Origin of the sequence: Enterobacter sp. GER_MD16_1505_Eko_090, from assembly GCF_003331015.1 — a bacterium.
In the GTDB taxonomy this organism is placed as follows: Bacteria; Pseudomonadota; Gammaproteobacteria; order Enterobacterales; family Enterobacteriaceae; genus Enterobacter; species Enterobacter roggenkampii.
Window position 1 is genome coordinate 26,069 of the sequence record NZ_PUQF01000023.1, and the last position, 21,371, is coordinate 47,439.

Below are 21,371 nucleotides of genomic sequence, written 5' to 3' on the forward strand. Positions count from 1 at the left end.
TTACAGAGACTGGATTTTCGCCCACACGCTGTCGTCAACCGTGATGCCGTTGCTGCGGTTCTCTTCAAGCAAACGGGTAAATTCATGCCCTGGCAGACGGATGGCGACATTTTCATCCGCGCGTTCGGCGGTGGTGATGAAGTCCATAATGCGCTGCAGTTTGGCATCGCGGGTTGGGCCATCGATCAGGCGATCCACCTCAATGGCGATGAAGATCTGCGATACGCCGTACTCGTCGCTGTTGTCCTGGGTCACTTCCGCGACGGACGATCCGTTTGAGAGCAGGGTGGCGATCATATCGAGCACGATGGATAAGCCGGACCCTTTCCAGTAGCCCATGGGTAGAATACGGCGGTTTTTCTCGATCACGCCCGGCTCTCTGGTGAGGTGACCTTCGTCGTCAAAGCCGCCATCTACCGGCAACGCGCGCCCGGCCAGGCGGTTCACCTCCAGCATGCCGTAGGAGAACATCGACATCGACATGTCGACCATGGTGATCGGGTTCGACGGAATGGCAACGATCAGCGGGTTTGTGCCGATGCAGCACTCTTTTGATCCCCACGCGGGCATCACGGCAATCGAGTTGGTCCAGCAAATGCCGATATAGCCCTTCTCCGCCGCCTGCCAGCCGTAGCTGCCGCCGCGCATCCAGTGGTTCGCGTTACGCAGTGCCACCAGACCAATGCCGTGATCGGACGCCAGCTCGGTGGCGCGATCCATCATCTTCTTCGCCGTCAGGTTGCCAATGGAGCGCTGCGCATCCCACTGTTCGATGGCGCCTAATGTCATCACCCGTTTGGGCTGGGCGTCAGGAATGATATCCCCTGCATCAAGCTGCTGAATAAAACGCGGGAAGCGGTTTACACCATGCGAATAGACGCCGGATTCCGTGGTGCGGGCAAACATCTCGGCGCAGGCGTCTGCGGTTTCCGCTTTCACGCCGCGGTCGAGCAGAACCCGATTGAACGCCGCTTTCAACTCTTCGAAGGTCACTTTCATCCCTGTTCTCCTGTTCTTTTAAGGGCAAGTGTGAGTGCTTTTTTATCGCTAAATTCCACTATGCGAAATCTGATTTCAAATATAGCGATCAAATTTTGTCAGATCAACGACATTCATGTTTTTCAAAATCGATTAAAATCAATTGGTTGTGTTTTTTCTGTTGAGATCGTGAACTGACCCACACTTTGCGCTACCATCAGGGCGCGCTAAACAGGAGCCATGTAATGAGCATGAAAGAGAGCGAAATGACGCAAGAAAAAGAGAGGCCAGCAGGCAGCCAGAGCTTGTTTCGCGGCCTGATGCTGATTGAGATCCTCAGCAACTATCCGAACGGGTGTCCGCTTGCACATTTATCGGAACTGGCGGGGCTGAATAAGAGCACCGTGCACCGCTTGCTGCAGGGGCTACAGTCGTGCGGGTACGTGACCCCGGCACCCGCCGCGGGCAGCTATCGCCTGACCACCAAATTTATCGCCGTCGGGCAAAAGGCGCTGTCGTCGCTGAATATCATTCACGTGGCCGCTCCGCACCTCGAAGCGCTGAACATTGCGACCGGCGAGACGGTGAACTTCTCCAGCCGGGAAGACGACCACGCGATCCTGATTTACAAGCTCGAACCGACAACCGGTATGCTGCGCACGCGCGCCTATATCGGCCAGCATATGCCGCTCTACTGCTCCGCAATGGGCAAGATCTACATGGCTTTTGGTCATCAGGATTACGTGGCGAGCTACTGGGAGAGCCATCAGGAACAGATCCAACCTTTGACGCGCAACACCATCACTGAGCTGAGCGCCATGTATGATGAGCTGGCGGAAATTCGCGATCGCAGCATGGCGATGGACAAAGAAGAGAACGAGCTGGGCGTCTCCTGTATTGCCGTGCCGGTGTTTGATATTCACGGCCGCGTTCCGTATGCGATCTCTATCTCGCTATCGACGTCGCGCATGAAGCAGGTGGGCGAGAAGAACCTGCTCAAGCCGCTGCGCGAAACGGCAGAGGCTATCTCAAAAGAGCTGGGTTTTAACGTACGCGAGGCGTAACAGATGAACCGATTTATCATGGCGGATGCGGAAAAATGCATCGGGTGCCGCACCTGTGAAGTGGCCTGTGCGGTCGCGCATCAGGATGACTTCACCGCAGAGGCTTTTACCTCTCGCCTGCGGGTGGTGAAGGGGGACGCCTACACTACGGCGGTGGGTTGCCATCAGTGCGAGGACGCCCCCTGTGCCAACGTCTGCCCAACCCATGCCATCAGCCGTACGGCAGGCGCCTGGCTTGTTGATCAGACGCGCTGTATTGGCTGTAAAAGCTGCATGGTCGCCTGTCCGTTTGGGGCGATGCAGGTACGGCTGGTGGGAAGCAGGGCACAAGCGCTGAAATGTGATTTATGTGTGCAGCGCGAAGGCGGACCGGCCTGCGTGGAGGCCTGTCCAACCCACGCGCTGCGCTGCGTTGATCCTGCCAGTATTCGGGCTGAAAGGCTTACTGCATTTTATTGAAATTCCACGTAAACGTCAGACTGTAGCGCCAGTCTCTGTTGCGACTGTCTGTCGGAACATCCCCGACGGGTCTTGCCGCCTCAACCGTGATGCTATAGTGGCGGGTATCGCCTACCATCACGCCAGCCGCCACTGACCCGAGCCGCTGATGAGGCAAGCCGGAGGTGTTAAACCAGGTTTGCGCGGTATCAGCCAGGATGTAGGGCTGGATTGTGGCAAGCCATGTGCTCTCTTTTCGCATCTGGATATAGCGCAGTTCTACCTGCCCGCCATAGCCGTAATCACCGCTTGCTTCACTGTCCTGGTATCCACGGCCAAACCGCTGGGCACCGAAGCTAACGCGTTCGGGTTCTGGCAACGTGTTATTTGACCAGTCCCCCTCCCAGGACGTTGATAGCCGCCACTTATCGGCAAACATCCAGGCTGCGTCCAGATAGCTTTTCGTGAGCGTAAAATTAATATCGGGCCTGGGGGCCGAGACGATATCGGCTCCCATCGCATCAATACCCTGACGCACGTTGAGTCGGCCGCTGAGGCTGGCGGTTGTGAACTGATGTGCACCGTTGATGCCCACTTCCAGCGCGGGATAACGCGCGTGCTGGTTGACGGAGTCCAGGCTATAGGTTTTGCCCAGCAGTCTGGCCTGCAGGGCATAATCATCCTGGCGGTCGGTGTAATCAAAACCGCCGGTCAGATTAATTTGTGATTTTTGCGTCAGCAGCAGGGGGTAGCCAAACGTCACGCCGCCGTTGTATTGCGTTGTTTTTTGCTTCGAATCGACGCTGATATTATTCGGCAAAGAGAGCAGGGGAGAAAAATCTCGCGGATCTTCACGGTAATAGCTGCCTTTGAGCTGCATCGTCAGCCCTTCATCGTTTAAAAACTGCTGCCAGTTGAGCCCGACATAGTTTTTTCGCGTGTTGCTATCTAAAGGCACAAGCGTGGCCACGCCAAGCTGATCGCCATAGCTTGTCATGTTGCTGAGCGTGCCGTTCAGCATCATTAAATCTTGCCCTTTACGGGTATCAATCGTCGACGCGATATTCCAGCTCCGCTCCTGGTTGCCGGTGATTTGCATCGCCGCCGCGCCATAGATATTGGTTGGCAGCTGCGCGTTAGCCGTAACCGGAACGTTCGGGGTGCGCGTCATCAGCTGGCTGTAGCGATCGAACGTATCCTGAGACAGCGGTTTTTCCGCCATGATTTTTTCGGACAAACGTTTAAGACGTTCGGCGATGTGCGGGTTATTACTGGTGATGTCGCTATGAGCGACATAGCCTTCAACCAGAACAATTTTAATATTACCCTGCTGGAAATTATTATCGGGCAGCCAGGCATAAGAGAGTGGAAAACCGTCGGCCTTATAGCGTTCCGTAATATCATTTACCAGCCCCGTAAGCGTTTTTAGCGGCACGGTTTTTCCAGCGTAAGGCCTGAAGGGCTGAAGTAATTCCTTCAAGGGATAACGCGTGCCGCCAATAAACTGAATATGATGAATGGTAATGGGCGTTTCAGGCGTCAGCGTTGACTTCGGTTTTTCTATTTTGACGTTCGGCTGTGGCGCGGCCTCAGTCTGTTCGGGGGCAACGTTACGAGAAACTTGCGCCGGGTTATCGGGGTTAATAATAGAGGGCAGAGTATCGGCGCGGGCCATGCTCAGCACAACCAGCCCCGTCAGCGAAAAAAGGAAGTGGTGTTTCATCGCGCTATCCCTGTTCGTCATCCCCGGTTGGGGTAAATGTCGCTGAATAAAGCGCCCCTGAACCAGGGGCGCAGACAGGCAGTAAAAGGATTACTGTTTTGGCGTCAGTAGGCTCGAGGTTAACGTGTTGAGCCCGTTAATCGGGTTTGTCGTAGATGTGTTTTGGGTTGTGCCTGCATTGGCCGTTACACCCGCAGTCAGCGTATTGAGGGTGGTATTGACCGTTGTGCTCAGGCTATTGTTTGTGGCTGTCACATTGGCATCGGCCGTCAGAGATCCTGTGCCGCTGCCTCCGGTGGTTGATGTGGGTTTCACTAGCGTACCGCTATCCGTGACCGTCTGGCCGACATTTTGAACGACCTGACCGACACCGCTAAGCCCGCTATTGCTGCTGCTAATGTTGGTCCCCACGCCGCTGACGGTGCCACCCACCTGAGTCAGCAGACCGTTGACCGGTGTGCCGAGACCCGTTGTGGTGCCTACGGTTTGCGTCACGCCTTGTACTCCGCCCAGCGTCTTGTTAGCCAGGGTCGTGGTATCGGTTGTTACCTGAGTGACAGCAGGGCTGCTTACCGTGTTGGTGAGACCCGTGCCGGTGTTACTGACCAGTTGCCCGGTGCTGTTGACCACGCTGCCCGTCAGGCCGGTTACGCCGCTGACCGGGGTTCCGGAAGTGGAACTCGCCAGGCCCGTGCCTACTGTTGAAACGGTATTGCCGAGGGAGGTGACCGACGTGGTCACGCCTTTAACCGTGGCACCCACACCGTTCGGGTTGTTTGGATCGCCAACGCCAGTCGTGACGCCTGTCCCCACGGTGGACACGGCACTGCCAACACCGCTGACGGTGGTTGAGACGGTTGACGTGACGGGATTATTTGTCGGAAGCTGGCTTCCGAGGCTATCCACAGTGGATCCGACGCTGGTCACGGTTTTACCGGCATCACCCAGTATCGTATTTACGCCTGCGGTAGTGGTTCCTCCACTGCCTCCTGAGCCTGAGCCTGAGCCTGAGCCTGAGCCTGAACCTGAACCTGATCCCGACCCTGAACCAGAACCCGTTCCGCCGCCAGCGCCTGTCCCGGTACCTGAACCCGTTCCGGTGCCCGATCCGTTGCTGCCCGAACCGCCATTGCTCGCGGTTGTGCCACTTCCATCATCTGAGCCGCTGCTGCTTCCCGTCGCAGGGTTATTTTTGGCCGTTGAGTGAGATCCGCCACCGCTTCCACTACAGGCAGAAAGAGAGAACGCGAGCAGTACCGCAACAGCAATAGCGCTGATGCGACTAACATTATTAGGTAGCATATGAATACTCCACGCAAAAGAACGCCGAGCGGCGTATTAGTGAGTATATGCAGTATTTTTAAATATGCATGAAAGCGACTCAGGAAGGTATTTTGCTGCGTTGAAGAGGGTTATTTAAAATAACAATAAGTTAGCATATTTAATTTTTGCTTAATTATTGAGAGGGTGGTTAGCGAGCCTAAATTAAAGGAATATTCCTAAGAAAACTCAATGGGAATGATAAATGAAGCGCTACAGGATATATCCTTAATATAAGATTCAGATCACGGAAAAATAAGGCTCTTCATTTGAAGAGCCTTATTTTTTAACAATTGCCTTCTTGCCAGGCTTTTTCGATCTCTTCGGCGAGAATTTTAACACCCGCTTCGATTTTTTCCGGGGCGGGGACGTAGTTCATGCGCATGCACTGATGGGTATGCGGCCATGGCTTATCCAGACCCGGGAAGAAATAATCGCCCGGCACCATCAGTACGCCGCGCTTTTTCAGTCGCTGGTAAAGCAGTTCGGTGGAGATAGGTAAATCCTTAAACCACAGCCACAGGAAAATCGCCCCTTCCGGTTTGTGGATAAGGCAGCGTTCTTCCGGCAAATAGCGACGAAGTGTCGCGATCGTCTCCTGAACGCGCTGGTAGTAGAAAGGCTTGATCACGTCATTCGACAGACGCAGCAGGTCCTTGCGTTTGATCATCTCGCACATCATCGCCGGGCCAATGCCGCCCGGAGAAAGGCTGATAATGCCGTTCATATTGGTGATGGCGGTGATGATTTTCTCATTGGCGATGATGATGCCGCAGCGGCTGCCCGGCAGACCCAGCTTAGAGAGGCTCATGCACAGGACAATGTTCGGGTTCCACAGCGGACGTGCTTCGCTGAAGATGATGCCCGGGAACGGCACGCCGTAGGCGTTATCGATCACCAGCGGAATACCGTGCTGATTGGCCAGCGCATCCAGCTTCATCAGTTCGTCATCGGTGATCACGTTGCCCGTTGGGTTAGTCGGGCGCGATACGCAGATCATGCCCGTCTCTTCGCCAATATGCAGGTGTTCAAAATCGACGTGATATTTGAACTGGCCTTCCGGCAGCAGCTCGATGTTCGGGCGCGCAGAGACGAACAGATCCTCTTCCAGGCCGGAATCGGCATAGCCGATATACTCCGGCGCCAGCGGGAACAGCACTTTTTTGGTGGTGCCGTCCGCGCGACGTCCTGCGAACAGGTTAAACAAGTAGAAAAACGCGCTCTGGCTGCCGTTTGTCAGTGCAATATTCTGTGGTTCGATATCCCAGCCCAGCTCGTCACGCAGCATTTCGGCGAGGAGTGCCAGCAGCTCGGTTTTCCCCTGCGGGCCGTCGTAATTGCAAAGCGCATCGGTTGCTTTGCCGCTTTCCAGCATCTGAGCGAGCAGGGTCTGGAAATAGGTATTCATCTCCGGGATTTGAGCCGGATTTCCGCCGCCGAGCATGATTGCGCCCGGTGTGCGCAGCCCGTCGTTGAGGTCCTCCATCAGGCGAGTAATGCCTGAATGGCGGGTAAATTTGTCGCCGAAAAGTGAAAACGTCATAGCAGGTGATCTGTCGAGCTTATTTTGAAAGTGGGTAACCATAACGCTAGCACCGTGTTGGTGCAAATCGGGTGGTGTGGTCGGATTTGTGGTTTTATAGGGCGGGAGTGGATTTGTGTAGTGAATAGTTCTGGAGCTTCTCCCCTCTCCCCATGGGGAGAGGGTTAGGGTGAGGGGTATGATCTACTGATTCCCCGCCCAGACGACCATCACCTTATCGCCATCATGTTCACGCACGAATCCATACCCCTCTTTCAGCGACAGCGTGGTTTGCTTGCCTTCACCAATCGCCGGGTGGCGGGCGCGGAACTGACCCAGCGTTTGCCAGTGGGCGACGGTTAAGGCCTGCTTGCCCGTGACGTCCTGCCAGTTCATATCCGAGCGGGTGCCCTGCAGCGGGTCGGAGCCTGTCGGCCCGAACGGACGCTCGGACTCATCCCCGTAATAGATTTGCACGCTGCCAGGTGCCAGCAGGAGCAGCTCCGCCGCGCGCTGGCCCCCTTCGCGGAACAGACGCGTATCGTGTGATGAGAGGTAGCTCAGCACATTGAAGCTTTGCAGCTTCTCCGCCATCTGCTGCCAGGTGAGATCCATATCGGCCAGGCAATTTACCGCTTTCGCCGCCTGCTCCTGATAATCAAAGTTGATCATCGCGTCGAAGCCGTGGCGGTAATAATCGCTCTGCATCACTCCGTGACCCCAGGATTCGCCGGTCATCCAGAACGGTGCGTTGTCGAGCTTTTTGTCCGGGTGAGCGCCTTTCCAGGCGGCCAGCGCCTGGCTTGCCTGGTCTTTCAGCTGCTGCCAGGCCGCAAGCTCAACGTGCTTCGCGGTATCCACGCGGAAACCGTCGATGCCGTAGTCACGTACCCACTGGCTGAGCCAGTGGGTCAGGTAATCGCGCGGGGTATAGCCCGGAATAGCTTTCGCGTGGGTATCGGGTTTGTGTTGGTAGAAATTGGGTAGCCCGGAAGGGGCGGTGGATTCCGTTTTCAGGTCGGGCAGGAACGCCAGCGACATCGTTAAATCGTCGAAGCCGGGGTTGTCGTAATCACCGATGTCGGTGCGGATCCATTTCTTGCCCCACCATTTTTCCCATGCGGCTTTGTCGCTGAAGTTGATGTAGTCGTTGAAGCTATGCCAGGTCTGGCCTGCGCCAGGCTTCCAGTCCGTCCAGTGGTCTCCCAGCGTCTTTTTCAGATCATCACCCTGCAGGTACAGGGCGCCAAACTGATACGCCTGCATGTCCGCAAGCGTCGCGTAGCCCGTGTGGTTCATGACGATATCAAACAGGATGCGAATGCCGCGCTTATGCGCTTCATCAACAAGCTGACGCAGGTCATCCCCGGTGCCCATGTTGGCGTCGAGCGTTGTCCAGTCCTGGGTGTAGTAGCCGTGGTAGGCATAATGCGGGAAATCACCTTTGGTGCCGCCGCCTACCCAGCCGTGGATCTGCTCAAGCGGGGAGCTTATCCAGAGCGCATTCACCCCCAGCTGCTGCAGGTAATCGAGCTTGCTGGCCAGTCCCTTGAGATCCCCGCCGTGGAACGTACCAATCTCCTGCATGCCGTCTTTGTGGCGGCCGTAACTGTTGTCGTTGCTCGGGTCACCATTCACATAGCGGTCAGTCAGTACAAAATAGACGGTGGCGTTTTGCCAGCTAAACGGCGCAGGCTTGTCGGTTTCGGCGCGCTCAAGCAGCAGCAGGCCGTTACTGTTGGCGGCTGGCTGCAGGGTGATTTTTCCACCTTGTACGGTCACCGTCTGTTTACTGTAGAAATCGCGCACGACGGAGCCTTCCGGGAAGGTATGGCTGACGTCCAGCGTCAGCGGTTTACCGTCCCACTTCGGGCACTGGCGGATAACGTTGGCCACCTGCTGTTCTGTCGCGCTCTGAACCGCCAGCAGCAGGGTGGGCGTGCCGGAGCGGGTATCAATCCGCATCTGGTATTCACCGTCGCGGAAAAGGCGCCACTGCGGCGGTGTGCCGTCACAGGGCTTGAGCGACAGCATCTCATTGAGTTTTATCGCGCCTGTGGGCTGCCAGCACGTCTTGTCAAAACTGAGCGTAAGAGGACGCGTACCCTTCGCAAGCTTTGCCTGGCTGGTGAAAATCCCGGTGCCTTCGGCGCGAAATGCGTCAAACCCCGGCGATGACCAGTCGGCATGTGCCAGTGCGGGTAACATCAGAAAGGCTATTGCGGTGCGTTTCATTCCAGGTTCCTGTCGCGGCATTTTTGACCAGTTTGCCAGCAGGCGGGCGGGAAAAACTCATCCCGTGTCGCTTTCTGCCAGGAGGATGCGTGAGGATGAGTGATCTTGCGCAAAATTAGGCAGTTATCTGCGATAACGCACACATTTTTCCAGAAATGATGTTTTTATGAGCAAGTTTCAGGTGACATAGTTTCGGAATTGGACTATTTCTATACGTGCTCTTGAAGTCTATTTTTGATATGATTTGAGATTCCGCTCTCAAATTTGTGAAAAAAATAAGGTGTTGGGATGATTACATCCGACCAGGAGACCTAATGATATCGACTCCCATTCGACGATATGGGGCTGCGATACTCATGTTACTCACCACGGCATTTTCGGGTGGGGTGCTTGCGAAGACGCACACGGATACAACGAGTAAGAAAGCCCACGTAATAAAGACGACAAGTAGTAAGGTTAGCAGTAAACAAGAGTATTCTCGCAATAGTGCAAAGAGTAGTTCACTTCCTGATTTGCGAAAATACCCTTCCGGAACACCAAGGAAAAAAGCGTTTCTCCGGACGGTAATGCCTTACATCACGAGTCAAAATGCCGCGATTACTGCGGATCGTAACTGGCTGATTTCCAAACAGTACGATAGCCGCTGGTCGCCATCCGAGCGCGCGCGTCTGAAAGATATCACGAAGCGCTACAAGCTGAGCTGGAACGGGAACACGCGTCGTGTGCCGTGGAATGCTCTCCTTGAGCGTGTGGATATCATCCCGGGCAGCATGGTTGCGACCATGGCTGCAGCCGAAAGCGGCTGGGGAACGTCTAAGCTTGCGCGTAATAACAACAACCTTTTCGGCATGAAATGCGTGAAAGGTCGTTGTACGAATGCGCCTGGCAAGGTGAAAGGCTATTCGCAGTTTGAATCCGTGAAAGATTCCGTGAACGCCTATGTGGTGAATCTGAACACGCACCCGGCCTACTCATCGTTCCGTAAATCACGCGCTCAGCTGCGTAAAGCGGACCAGGAAGTGACGGCCAGTACGATGATCCACAAGCTGAAAGGGTATTCAACGAAGGGACAGAGCTATAACAACTATCTGTTCGCCATGTACCAGGATAACCAGCGCTTAATCGCCGCACATATGTAATCTCAAAAAAACGCCTTCCACTGGAAGGCGTTTTCTTTTCTAAATCAGCACCTCGCTGTGGCGATCCCGGTACTCTTTGGGCGTGGTGTCATACTCTTTGCGGAACACCGAGTAGAAATATTGCAGCGACGGGTAACCGCACATCTGCGAGATTTCGTTGATCGACAGCGACGTGGAGATGAGCAGGCTGCGTGCTTTCTCCAGCTTTTCAGCATGGATGACGGCATGAATGGTTTCGCCCACCTCTTCTTTAAAACGCTTCTCCAGATTCGAACGCGAAATGCCTACCGAATCCAGCACCTGATCGACCTTAATCCCTTTGCAGGCGTGGTTGCGAATATAGTGCATGGCCTGAATGACGGCCGGGTCGCTTAAGGAGCGATAATCGGTCGAGCGACGTTCCACGACGCGAACAGGAGGCACCAGCAGTCGCTGAAGCGGCAGAGATTCTTTATCCAGCAGACGGTGCAGCAGCTTCGCCGCCTGATAGCCCATCTGACGCGTGCCCTGGGCGACGGAGGAGAGCGCCACGCGAGACAGATAGCGGGTCAGTTCTTCGTTATCAATGCCAATCACGCACAGCTTTTCGGGCACCGGAATGTGTAAGTGTTCGCAGACCTGCAGCACGTGGCGGGCTCGGGCGTCCGTTACGGCAATAATCCCGGTTTGCGGCGGCAGCGTTTGCAGCCAGTCAGCGAGACGGTTCTGCGCGTGCTGCCAGTTTTCCGGGGCAGTTTCCAGCCCCTGATAGACCACGCCGCGATACTTCTCCTGCGCGACCAGCTGGCAAAATGCGTGTTCACGCTCAACGGCCCAGCGCTTGCCGCTGGTGGCGGGTAAACCATAAAACGCGAAGCGGTGGACGCCTTTCTCTTTTAAATGGAGAAACGCGGCTTCGACCAGGGCATGGTTATCGGTGGCAATATAGTGAACCGGCGGATAGTGTTCGGGCGAGTGGTAGGAGCCGCCGACGCCCACGATCGGCACGTCGACGTCGGTCAGCAGCTGCTCAATGACGGGGTCGTCATAGTCGGCGATGACGCCATCGCCCAGCCAGTCTTTAATGTTCTCCAGACGGGTGCGGAAATCTTCTTCAATAAAAATATCCCATTCGGATTGCGACGCCTGCAAATATTCACCCACGCCTTCTACCACCTGACGGTCATAGGCTTTGTTGGCATTGAATAACAACGTAATGCGGTGACGCTTTTCAAACATGGCTCACTTCCCAATTAAGTCACAATACCGTTATCAGGCCCGTCGCTTGGTGGCCGAGTCCATCCAGACTGCCAGTAAAAGAATGGCTCCCTTGACGATATACTGCCAAAACGTCGGGACGTCCATCATACTCATCCCGTTATCCAACGACGCCATGATAAATGCCCCCATCACCGCGCCCGCGACGCTGCCGATACCCCCTGCGAGGCTGGTGCCGCCAATAACGCAGGCGGCGATAGCATCCAGCTCGGCGATGTTGCCCGCGGAGGGAGAACCGGCCCCCAGGCGCGAGCTGAGGATCAGCCCGGCGATGGCGACCATCAGGCCGTTAATGGCGAAGACCGCGAGTTTAGTGCGTTCGACGTTAATCCCCGACAAACGGGCAGCCTCAAGGTTGCCGCCGATGGCATAAATACGGCGGCCAAACGCGGTGCGCGTGGCCATAAACATACCGCCCAGCAGCAAAAGCGCCAGCAGCAGCACCGGCGTCGGAACGCCGCGATAGTCGTTAAGAAGCCAGATGGCGCCCAGCACAATGACCGCCGTCAGCGCCTGACGTCCCACCACCGAGGTTGATGCTGGCGACGCCAGCCCCAGCGCCTGACGGCGCATGCGTCCACGCCACTGCCACGCGACAAACGCCAGCAGCCCCGCCACGCCGATGGTAAAGCCCACGCCATCCGGGAGATAGCTTTGACCAATCTGCGACATGGCCGCGCTGGTCGGGGAGACGGTGGTACCGTTGGTGATGCCGATTAAGATCCCGCGGAAGGCCAGCATCCCCGCCAGGGTGACAATGAACGACGGCACTTTACGGTAGGCTACCCACCAGCCGTTCCAGGCCCCCAGAACCAGACCCAGCACCAGCGTGACCGCCACGGTCAGCGGCAGCGGCCAGCCGAGCCAGACGTCAAAAATGGCCGCCACGCCGCCGAGGAGCCCCATCATCGAGCCGACCGACAGATCGATTTCCGCGGAGATAATCACGAACACCATGCCCACGGCCAGAATGCCGGTGATGGCGGTCTGGCGGAGCAGGTTGGAGACGTTACGCGCGCTCAGGTATGAGCCATCGGTCATCCAGGTAAAGAAGAGCATGATGACGATAATGGCCGCGATCATCACGAACACCTGCAGGTTCAGCGCTTTTAGCCCTGCGAACGCACCGGGCGTCGGAACGGCGACTTTGATATCAGACGGATTGCTTTTCGACATGACGTTCGCTCCTTAAAGCGGCTTCCATCACCTGCTCCTGCGTCAGGTTCTGGTTAATCAGGTTGGCTTTCAGTTTTCCCTCGTGCATAACCAGCACACGGTCGCTCAGGCCGAGCACTTCGGGTAACTCAGACGAAATAACAATGACGGCAATCCCTTGCTGTACAAGCTGATTAATCAGTTTGTAGATTTCATATTTGGCGCCGATATCAATCCCGCGCGTCGGCTCATCAAGGATTAATATGCGTGGATTGAGCAGCAGGCAGCGCGCCAGAATCGCCTTCTGCTGGTTGCCGCCGCTCAGGCGGCCAATGGCCAGTTCCGGTGAGGAGGTTTTGACCTTCAGACGGGCAAGCGACTGGAGGATGCACTGCTGCTCGGCGGCATCGTCCAGGCTGCTCAGCGCGCCGGAGAAGCGATCGAGTGCCGCAAGCGTAATGTTTTTCCCCACGGCCATGACCGGCACGATGCCGTCCTTTTTGCGGTCTTCCGGCACCATAGCAATGCCGTGGGCAATCGCCTGCTGGCAGTTGTCGATTTTCACCGGCTGGCCGTCGATATAAATCGTGCCCTCCCAGGGCCCCGGCCATACGCCAAACAGACACTGTACGGCCTCCGTGCGCCCGGCGCCGACTAACCCGGCAATACCGAGAATTTCGCCGCTGTGCAGAGAAAACGAGACGTTATTGACGCGCTTGATGTGGCGGTTAACGGGGTGCCACGCGGTCAGATTTTCCACGCGCAACACTTCATCACCTTTGGTGTGAGGCTCATTCGGGTAGAGCGCCGTCAGCTCGCGCCCCACCATCATGGTGATGATGTCATCTTCGCTCATGCCCGCGGCTTCACGCGTGCCGATGTGCTGACCGTCGCGGATCACGCAGATGGTGTCCGAAATGGCTTTGACCTCGTTAAGCTTGTGCGAAATGTAGATACAGGCGATGCCGTGGTTCTGCAGATCGCGGATGATATTGAGCAGAACCGCGGTTTCCTGTTCGGTGAGCGAGGCCGTTGGCTCATCGAGGATCAGCAGCCTGACCTGCTTATTGAGCGCTTTAGCGATTTCAACCAGCTGCTGTTGCCCCAGGCCCAGATCGCCCACGCGGGTATCCGGTGAAATGTGGAGGCTCACCTGCGCCAGCAGCTTTTCACAACGGAGCGTCATGGTGTCGTAATCCAGCACGCCGTGGCGGGAGATTTCGGCTCCGAGGAAAATGTTCTCCAGCACGGTGAGATGTTTCACCAGCGCCAGTTCCTGGTGGATGATGGCGATACCTTTGCGTTCGGTATCGCGAATGTGATTTGCCTGGATCACTTCGCCGGCAAAAACGATTTCGCCTTCGTAGCTGCCGTGCGGGTAGATCCCACACAGCACTTTCATCAGCGTTGACTTGCCTGAACCGTTCTCGCCACACAGCGAAACCACTTCGCCGGGATTCAACCGGAGACTGACGTTGTTGACGGCTTTCACCGTGCCGAAGCGCTTGGTGATGCTTTTCATTTCAAGTAAATAAGGCATAACTGCTCCACATAACCCGAGAAAAGAACAGTGCAACGTGATGCGCCCCCGCAGAGCAGGGGCCGCGCCGGATTACAGTTCGCTCTTCTTGTGGAAACCGTCCTTAATGACGGTGGCGTCAATGTTCTCTTTATTGACTTCAATAGGGGTGAGCAGGCGAGCCGGAACGTCTTTCAGCCCGTTATTCAGCGTGGCGTCTGCTTTTGGTTGCTTACCGTTGCCCAGTTCCACGGCGATTTCCGCCGCCGTATTGGCCAACTCGGTAATCGGTTTGTAGACCGTCATGGTTTGGGTGCCGGCGATAATACGTTTTACGCCAGCCAGATCGGCATCTTGCCCTGAAATGGCGACTTTACCCGCCAGCCCCTGGGCGCTCAGGGCCTGAATCGCACCGCCTGCGGTGGCATCGTTGGAGGCCACAACCGCGTCAATTTTGTTGTTGTTGGCCGTCAGCGCGTTTTCCATAATCTTCAGGGCGTTTTCGGGTAACCATCCGTCGGCCCACTGATCGCCAACCACTTTTATTTTCCCGTTGTCGATGTACGGCTTAAGGACCTTCATTTGCCCTTCGCGGAACAGCTTGGCGTTGTTATCTACCGGCGAACCGCCCATCAGGAAATAATTGCCCTGAGGCACTTTGTCGATCAGGCTTTGTGCCTGTAATTCGCCGACTTTTTCATTGTCGAACGAAATATAATAATCAATGTCCGCATTATTAATCATGCGGTCATAGGCCAGCACTTTTATGCCTTCTTGTTTGGCTTCTTTCACTACGTTACTTAATACCTGGCCGTTATAGGGGATAATGACCAGCACATCGACGCCGCGGTTAATCATATTCTCGATCTGCGACATTTGTGTTTCTTCGTTGCCGTTAGCCGACTGGACAAACACGTTTGCGCCGAGTGATTCCGCTTTTTTCACAAAAATATCGCGATCTTTTTGCCAGCGCTCCAGACGCAGGTCGTCAATCGCCATGCCAATTTTGACCTCCTTGGCATGCCCTGCAAAGCTTGCAAGGAGGAGCGTAGTGCAGAGCGTTAGGGTCAGGTTCTTTATCTTCATAATTATTAGGCCTTTTTGTAGGGGTATGTGTTGCTGAGATAAAAGAAACATTCACTGCTGGGACGCAGCAAATTTTTAACGCGGAAAGGCAGGCTGGCAATTACAGATTTTTATCTTCTCATTATGATATTTGGTTTATTTCTGAATTTATGACCGCGATCGGATTTTAAAATACGTAACGTCTTAATTACATTTGATTCTGGAATCCGCGCCGAAAAATAGTTTGCCTGCGCATTATTTTGCGAGCCAGCGCACAGTTGTGCATTCTCTCAATAGCAGTGTGAAATAACGTAATTGAGCAACCCAAAATGTCTATTCACTATTACTCCTGTATCAACGACTCGCCGCATACCCTGATTATGGAGCTCAATATGCAAGCTTATTTCGACCAACTCGATCGTGTTCGTTACGAAGGCCCGAAAACGACCAATCCTTTAGCATTTCGTCACTACAACCCGGATGAGCTGGTGCTGGGTAAGCGCATGGAAGATCATCTGCGCTTTGCCGCCTGTTACTGGCATACCTTCTGCTGGAACGGCGCCGATATGTTCGGCGTGGGCTCCTTTGACCGCCCGTGGCAGCAGCCGGGTGAGGCCATCGAACTGGCAAAGCGCAAAGCCGATGTAGCGTTTGAGTTCTTCCACAAGCTGAACGTGCCGTACTACTGCTTCCATGATGTTGACGTGTCGCCGGAAGGGGCGTCGCTGAAAGAGTACCTGAACAACTTTGCGCAGATGGTGGATGTACTGGCGGCAAAACAGCAGGAAAGCGGCGTGAAGCTGCTGTGGGGCACGGCAAACTGCTTCACTAACCCACGCTACGGCGCAGGTGCGGCAACCAACCCGGATCCGGAAGTGTTTAGCTGGGCGGCCACGCAGGTGGTGACGGCAATGAATGCCACGCATCAGCTGGGCGGCGAAAACTATGTTCTGTGGGGAGGCCGTGAAGGCTATGAAACCCTGCTCAACACCGACCTGCGTCAGGAGCGCGAGCAGATTGGCCGCTTTATGCAGATGGTTGTCGACCACAAGCACAAAATCGGCTTCCGCGGCACGCTGTTGATTGAGCCGAAGCCGCAGGAGCCGACGAAGCACCAGTATGACTACGACGTGGCGACGGTGTATGGCTTCCTGAAGCAGTTCGGTCTGGAAAAAGAGATCAAAGTGAACATTGAGGCCAACCACGCCACGCTGGCGGGCCACTCTTTCCACCACGAGATCGCGTCGGCGATTGCGCTGGGTATCTTCGGCTCGGTCGATGCGAACCGCGGCGACCCGCAGCTGGGCTGGGATACCGACCAGTTCCCGAACAGCGTGGAAGAGAATGCGCTGGTGATGTACGAGATCGTCAAAGCGGGCGGCTTCACTACCGGCGGCCTGAACTTTGACGCCAAGGTGCGTCGCCAGAGCACCGACAAATACGATCTGTTCTACGGCCACATTGGCGCGATGGACACCATGGCGCTGGCGCTGAAGGTGGCGGGACGTATGATTGAAGACGGCGAGCTCGATAAACGCGTGGCGAAGCGTTACAGCGGCTGGAACAGTGAGCTGGGCCAGCAAATTTTGAAAGGTCAGTTATCGCTTGCGGAAATCGCGAAGTACGCTGAACACCATCAGCTGGCGCCGCAGCACCAGAGCGGACACCAGGAGCTGCTGGAAAATCTGGTCAATCACTACCTGTTCGATAAATAACGGCATCCAGCTTGTAGGCCCGGTAAGCGCAGCGCCACCGGGCATTTTCACTTAAGGAATCCACTATATGTATATCGGGATCGATCTGGGCACATCGGGTGTGAAAGCCATCCTGTTAAGCGAGCAGGGCGACGTGTTAGCAACGCAGACTGAAAAGCTGCAGGTTTCACGTCCGCATCCGCTGTGGTCGGAACAGGACCCGGAGCAGTGGTGGCAGGCAACGGATCGTGCAATCAAGGCGTTAGGTGAACAGCATTCTCTGCGTGACGTGAAAGCGCTGGGGATTGCCGGGCAAATGCACGGCGCGACGCTGCTCGATAGCCAGCATCGCGTGTTGCGACCCGCCATTCTCTGGAACGATGGCCGCTGTGCAGAAGAGTGTGCGCTTCTTGAGGAACGCGTACCCACTTCCCGCGCGATCACTGGCAACCTGATGATGCCCGGCTTTACCGCGCCTAAGCTTCTGTGGGTGCAGCGACACGAGCCGGAGATTTTCCGGCAGGTGGCGAAAGTCCTGCTGCCGAAAGACTATCTGCGTTTTTGTATGACGGGCGATTTTGCCTCCGACATGTCTGATGCCGCCGGCACGATGTGGCTCGACGTGGCGAAACGCGACTGGAGCGAGGCGATGCTGGATGCCTGCCATTTGACCCGTGAACACATGCCTGCGCTGTTCGAAGGTAGCGAGGTAACAGGCACACTGCTGCCAGACGTTGCGGAACGCTGGAATATGCCTGCCGTACCGGTGGTTGCCGGGGGCGGTGACAATGCCGCAGGGGCCGTGGGCGTCGGCATGGTTGAGGCAGGGCAGGCGATGCTGTCGCTGGGAACCTCTGGCGTCTATTTTGCCGTCAGCGACGGCTATCGCAGCAATCCCGAAAGCGCGGTGCACAGTTTCTGTCATGCGCTGCCTGGAAAATGGCATTTGATGTCGGTGATGCTGAGTGCAGCGTCTTGCCTGGACTGGGCGGCGAAGCTGACCGGGATGGCCGATGTTCCTGCGTTGATTGCCGCAGCACAGCAGGCGGATGAAAATGCCGGTACCGTCTGGTTTTTACCGTATCTGTCCGGCGAGCGTACGCCACACAACAACCCTGAAGCGAAAGGGGTGTTCTTTGGCTTAACCCATCAGCATGGTCCGGCAGAACTGGCGCGTGCGGTTCTCGAAGGCGTCGGATATGCGCTGGCTGACGGAATGGACGTGGTTCACGACTGCGGCCTGAAACCCGCAAGCGTCACCCTGATTGGCGGCGGTGCGCGAAGCCCTTACTGGCGACAAATGCTGTCGGACATCAGCGGGTTGCAGCTGGATTTCCGCACCGGTGGCGATGTTGGCCCCGCGCTCGGCGCCGCGCGTCTGGCGCAGATTGCTATGAACCCGGAAAAACCGCTTTCACAACTGCTGCCGCAGCTTACGCTTGAACAGGCACATTTGCCTGACGCGGCGCGCCATGCGCGGTACGCGGAAAGGCGCGACGTGTTCCGCAAAATCTACCAGCAGCTGCTGCCGCTGATGACGTAAATTCGCTTGTCCGGGAGAGGCACGAGGATGTCCTTTTTTGGTCTGTGCGTGCCTTCCTTTCCTTGCCAGTATGGTGTCACACCCACTGGCGAGGAGAACCATCATGTCACGCATTGCACTCATCAATATTGATACTCAGCAGTCCTTCCATCACCGCAATTACTGGCAGGAGGATGACATTCCCGCGTTTCAGCAGGCGATGCTGGGGCTGATTGAAGGCTGCCAGGCGCGCGGTATTCCGGTCGTTGATATTTTTCATGTGGATGAAGACGGCCCATTTACGCTGGAAAGCGGCTATGTCAAACCGATGGCCTTTTTGCGTCATCAGCCGGATGTGGTTTTCCAGAAACACGTCCATAATGCCTTCACGGATACCGGGCTCGATCGCTGGCTGCGCGAGCGTGATATCAATAGTGTGATTATCTGCGGCATTCGCACGGAGCAATGCTGTGAAACCACCGCCCGGGTGGCATCCGATCTGGGTTATGCTGTGACCTTTGTGAGCGAGGCAACGCTGACGTTCCCCATGACGTACAAGAGCATTACCCTTAGCGCAGCGGACATTCGCCACCGTACCGAAACGGTACTGTCCGGGCGTTTTGCCGACATTAAAACGGTAGCGGAGACGCTGGAGTCACTGTAATGCCCATCGACGTCTGGTTCGTGATGTTGCCCGGGGTGCTGTCATTAGATATGACGGGCCCGGCAGAAACCTTTGTGCTGGCTGGCGACGCGTTTCGTCTGCATTACATTGGCCCGCAACCTGACGTTCCGACGTCGATAGGTCTGACGATGAGCGGCATTCAGCCGCTGCCGGAACGTCTTCCAGAGGGGAGCCTGCTGGTATTGCCTGGCGTGAGCGACTCCCGCTCTCAGTTTTCGACGCCGCAGGCGTTACGGATACAGCACTGGCTGATGCGCCTGCAGCCGATTATTCAGCGCCGGGATATCACGGTGATGTGCGTCTGTTCTGGCGCGCTGCTGGCGGCGAAATCGGGCCTGCTGAATAACAAACAGTGCACAACTCACCATGACGTTATCAGCCGTTTACGCACCGCGGCCCCTACGGCGACGATTAAAGAAAACCGCATCTTTGTGCAGGACGAGAACATCTGGACCAGCGCGGGGATCACGTCGGGCATCGACCTGGCGCTGCATATGATTAACCGCCTGTGCGGCCCCGAAAAGGCGCTGAATGTGGCGCGCGAGATGGTGGTCTGGTTCCGCCGTTCTGGTGACGATCCCCAGCTCTCCCCGTGGCTACGCTACCGCAATCATCTTCATCCGGCGATTCATCGGGCGCAGGATGCGCTCACCGCCGAGCCGCAAAAAACGTGGAACTTGCCTGATATCGCCGCGCTGGCGCACGTCAGCCCGCGCCATCTCACCCGGCTTTTCCAGACACATTTAGGGATTAGCGTCCGCGATTATCTGGAGCAGCTGCGTCTGGCGGTGGCGGAACAGTGGCTATTGCAGGGACGCGGCGTGGAGCAGGCTTCCCTGGCGGCAGGGTTTTCCTCCCCGCGCCAGTACCATCGCGCCCGGCAGCGAAGCGTTAGCTGACGAAGCGGCGAACGTCTATTTTTTGCAGCAGCATCGACAGCAGCAGGCTGATCGCCAGGGTCGCGGCAAAAATCCAGATGATATCCAGCACCGGCCAGGTTTTTAGTTCAACCCCTCTTGTCCGAAGCGCGTGGATCACCAGCGCGTGAAAACCGTAAATCCCGAGAGAGTGTCGTGAAATGACGCTCAGTACGGGAAGGGGGCGCGCATTCAGGGTGTTTTTAACGAGCGTGAGCAGCGATACGGCACAGATAAAGACCATCGGCCCGCAGTAGAGATACCAGGTATCGGCAAAATTACCGCGCCATTGAAGCTCATGCAGCGTCCCGCGTGAAATCACCGCCACGCCGGCGATAAACAGTGCCCCGCAGAGCCAGTTCAGACCGCGTTTTTGCGTGTCCATCATCCCGATGGCGCGCCCCAGCATGCCGTAAAGCACGTAATAGAAGGTATCGCCGTTGATATAGAGGTTCACCGGCAGCCACTCAAATCCGTCGATTTTCTGCGAGACCGTATTCGGGTTGGCGACAATGCCAATCACCACCATCAGGGCCAGAAGCATTTTCCCGCTGACGTTTTTCACCTGAATGAGCGGAGAGACCAGATAGATCACGATAATGGCGAAGAAGAACCACAGGTGGTAGAACACCGGTTTTTGCAGCAAATATTTGAGGGATAACCCGGCGTTAATGGAGGTGAACAGGGTGATATAGAGCAGGGCAACGGCGCTATAGAACCCCAGGCAGGCCGCGATGCGGATGAAGTGCCGCGGCTGCGCGCTGCGTTCACCAAAAAAGAGAAAGCCGGAAATCATAAAGAACAGCGGCACGCTGACGCGCGACGCAGAGTTGAGAATATTGGCGATATCCCAGTTAACGGGGCTGATGCTGTGGGCGTTCGTGACGTACCAGGTCGTCGTGTGGATCATGACCACCATCAGACACGCTATTCCTCGCAGGTTATCAATCCAGTTAATTTTTGACGGCATCAGTTCCTCGTATTCCCTGTAAAGTGAGTGTGACTCCCATTGTCCAAAAGTCTTCGTTTGGAAAATTCTGAGTTTTATTCGCAGGCTTGCCGGGAGACCGCGAGATTCGCAGAATGGCTGACCATAATCTATAAACGTGTTGATACTAAAAATAACAGCCACTGACCA

General features: G+C 55.9%; 18 protein-coding genes. 7 read left to right on the top strand and 11 right to left on the bottom strand.

Translation table 11 applies throughout. The features are described 5' to 3' along the window. On the bottom strand, positions 1-999 hold the full coding sequence (yiaK, locus tag C6A40_RS21210) for a 3-dehydro-L-gulonate 2-dehydrogenase (RefSeq protein ID WP_025910535.1): 999 nt from the start codon (positions 997-999) through the stop codon (positions 1-3). Positions 1,000-1,223: 224 nt separating this feature from the next. Here yiaK and yiaJ point away from each other — a divergent pair, with 224 nt between their 5' ends. After that, entirely contained in the window at positions 1,224-2,042 is an 819-nt protein-coding gene (gene yiaJ, locus C6A40_RS21215; protein WP_021242452.1) for an IclR family transcriptional regulator YiaJ, read from the top strand. A 3-nt stretch (positions 2,043-2,045) separates the two neighbouring features. Further along, complete coding sequence (locus C6A40_RS21220; RefSeq protein WP_045337102.1) at positions 2,046-2,501, top strand: 4Fe-4S dicluster domain-containing protein; 456 nt, start codon at positions 2,046-2,048, stop codon at positions 2,499-2,501. Here the strand turns inward: C6A40_RS21220 and C6A40_RS21225 are convergent. The 5 genes from C6A40_RS21225 to C6A40_RS21245 form a co-directional block, all read right to left on the bottom strand. Beyond that, positions 2,485-4,203 carry a ShlB/FhaC/HecB family hemolysin secretion/activation protein gene (locus C6A40_RS21225; RefSeq protein WP_023326448.1) on the bottom strand — a complete coding sequence of 573 codons (1,719 nt, stop codon included), beginning with the start codon at positions 4,201-4,203 and terminating at the stop codon, positions 2,485-2,487. The two genes, C6A40_RS21220 and C6A40_RS21225, sit on opposite strands and share 17 nt — an antisense overlap. Positions 4,204-4,293: 90 nt before the next feature. Beyond that, positions 4,294-5,130 (bottom strand): collagen-like triple helix repeat-containing protein, encoded by an 837-nt coding sequence (locus C6A40_RS21230; RefSeq protein WP_227463280.1) that lies wholly within the window; start codon positions 5,128-5,130, stop codon positions 4,294-4,296. Between the two features lie 29 nt (positions 5,131-5,159). Then, positions 5,160-5,492 (bottom strand): hypothetical protein, encoded by a 333-nt coding sequence (locus tag C6A40_RS25040; RefSeq protein WP_161958637.1) that lies wholly within the window; start codon positions 5,490-5,492, stop codon positions 5,160-5,162. Between the two features lie 317 nt (positions 5,493-5,809). Beyond that, positions 5,810-7,066 (bottom strand): valine--pyruvate transaminase, encoded by a 1,257-nt coding sequence (gene avtA / locus C6A40_RS21240; protein ID WP_023326450.1) that lies wholly within the window; start codon positions 7,064-7,066, stop codon positions 5,810-5,812. 183 nt (positions 7,067-7,249) lie between these two features. Next, on the bottom strand, positions 7,250-9,280 hold the full coding sequence (locus tag C6A40_RS21245; protein ID WP_023326451.1) for an alpha-amylase: 2,031 nt from the start codon (positions 9,278-9,280) through the stop codon (positions 7,250-7,252). A gap of 314 nt (positions 9,281-9,594) precedes the next feature. Between C6A40_RS21245 and C6A40_RS21255 the strand changes: the two genes are divergently transcribed. Further along, on the top strand, positions 9,595-10,419 hold the full coding sequence (locus tag C6A40_RS21255) for a protein bax (RefSeq protein WP_021242459.1): 825 nt from the start codon (positions 9,595-9,597) through the stop codon (positions 10,417-10,419). Between the two features lie 39 nt (positions 10,420-10,458). Here the strand turns inward: C6A40_RS21255 and xylR are convergent, their stop codons facing one another. The 4 genes from xylR to xylF form a co-directional block, all read right to left on the bottom strand. Then, positions 10,459-11,637: a D-xylose utilization transcriptional activator XylR gene (gene xylR, locus C6A40_RS21260; protein WP_021242460.1), complete on the bottom strand. Its 1,179-nt coding sequence runs from the start codon at positions 11,635-11,637 to the stop codon at positions 10,459-10,461. 33 nt (positions 11,638-11,670) lie between these two features. Continuing rightward, entirely contained in the window at positions 11,671-12,852 is a 1,182-nt protein-coding gene (gene xylH / locus C6A40_RS21265; protein WP_008502744.1) for a xylose ABC transporter permease XylH, read from the bottom strand. Beyond that, complete coding sequence (locus C6A40_RS21270; RefSeq protein ID WP_045337100.1) at positions 12,830-14,371, bottom strand: xylose ABC transporter ATP-binding protein; 1,542 nt, start codon at positions 14,369-14,371, stop codon at positions 12,830-12,832. Before C6A40_RS21270 ends, xylH begins: the two co-directional genes overlap by 23 nt. A gap of 72 nt (positions 14,372-14,443) precedes the next feature. Beyond that, positions 14,444-15,436, bottom strand: a complete 993-nt coding sequence (gene xylF / locus C6A40_RS21275) for a D-xylose ABC transporter substrate-binding protein (RefSeq protein ID WP_008502746.1) — start codon at positions 15,434-15,436, stop codon at positions 14,444-14,446. A gap of 371 nt (positions 15,437-15,807) precedes the next feature. Here xylF and xylA point away from each other — a divergent pair, with 371 nt between their 5' ends. The 4 genes from xylA to C6A40_RS21300 all read left to right on the top strand — a co-directional run bounded on the left by xylA (position 15,808) and on the right by C6A40_RS21300 (position 20,215). Further along, the gene (xylA, locus tag C6A40_RS21285) at positions 15,808-17,130 is read left to right on the top strand and encodes a xylose isomerase (RefSeq protein WP_102135166.1); all 1,323 of its coding nucleotides are present in this window, start codon (positions 15,808-15,810) and stop codon (positions 17,128-17,130) included. 67 nt (positions 17,131-17,197) lie between these two features. After that, positions 17,198-18,652 carry a xylulokinase gene (gene xylB, locus C6A40_RS21290; protein ID WP_045337099.1) on the top strand — a complete coding sequence of 485 codons (1,455 nt, stop codon included), beginning with the start codon at positions 17,198-17,200 and terminating at the stop codon, positions 18,650-18,652. A gap of 103 nt (positions 18,653-18,755) precedes the next feature. Next, positions 18,756-19,295, top strand: a complete 540-nt coding sequence (locus C6A40_RS21295) for an isochorismatase family protein (protein ID WP_045337098.1) — start codon at positions 18,756-18,758, stop codon at positions 19,293-19,295. Further along, a complete protein-coding gene (locus tag C6A40_RS21300) occupies positions 19,295-20,215 on the top strand; it encodes a GlxA family transcriptional regulator (protein ID WP_045337097.1) in 921 nt (306 codons plus the stop codon). The genes C6A40_RS21295 and C6A40_RS21300 overlap by 1 nt, the downstream gene beginning before the upstream one ends. Here the strand turns inward: C6A40_RS21300 and C6A40_RS21305 are convergent. After that, complete coding sequence (locus C6A40_RS21305; protein WP_008502751.1) at positions 20,208-21,203, bottom strand: acyltransferase; 996 nt, start codon at positions 21,201-21,203, stop codon at positions 20,208-20,210. The genes C6A40_RS21300 and C6A40_RS21305 overlap by 8 nt on opposite strands. Positions 21,204-21,371: the final 168 nt, after the last annotated feature.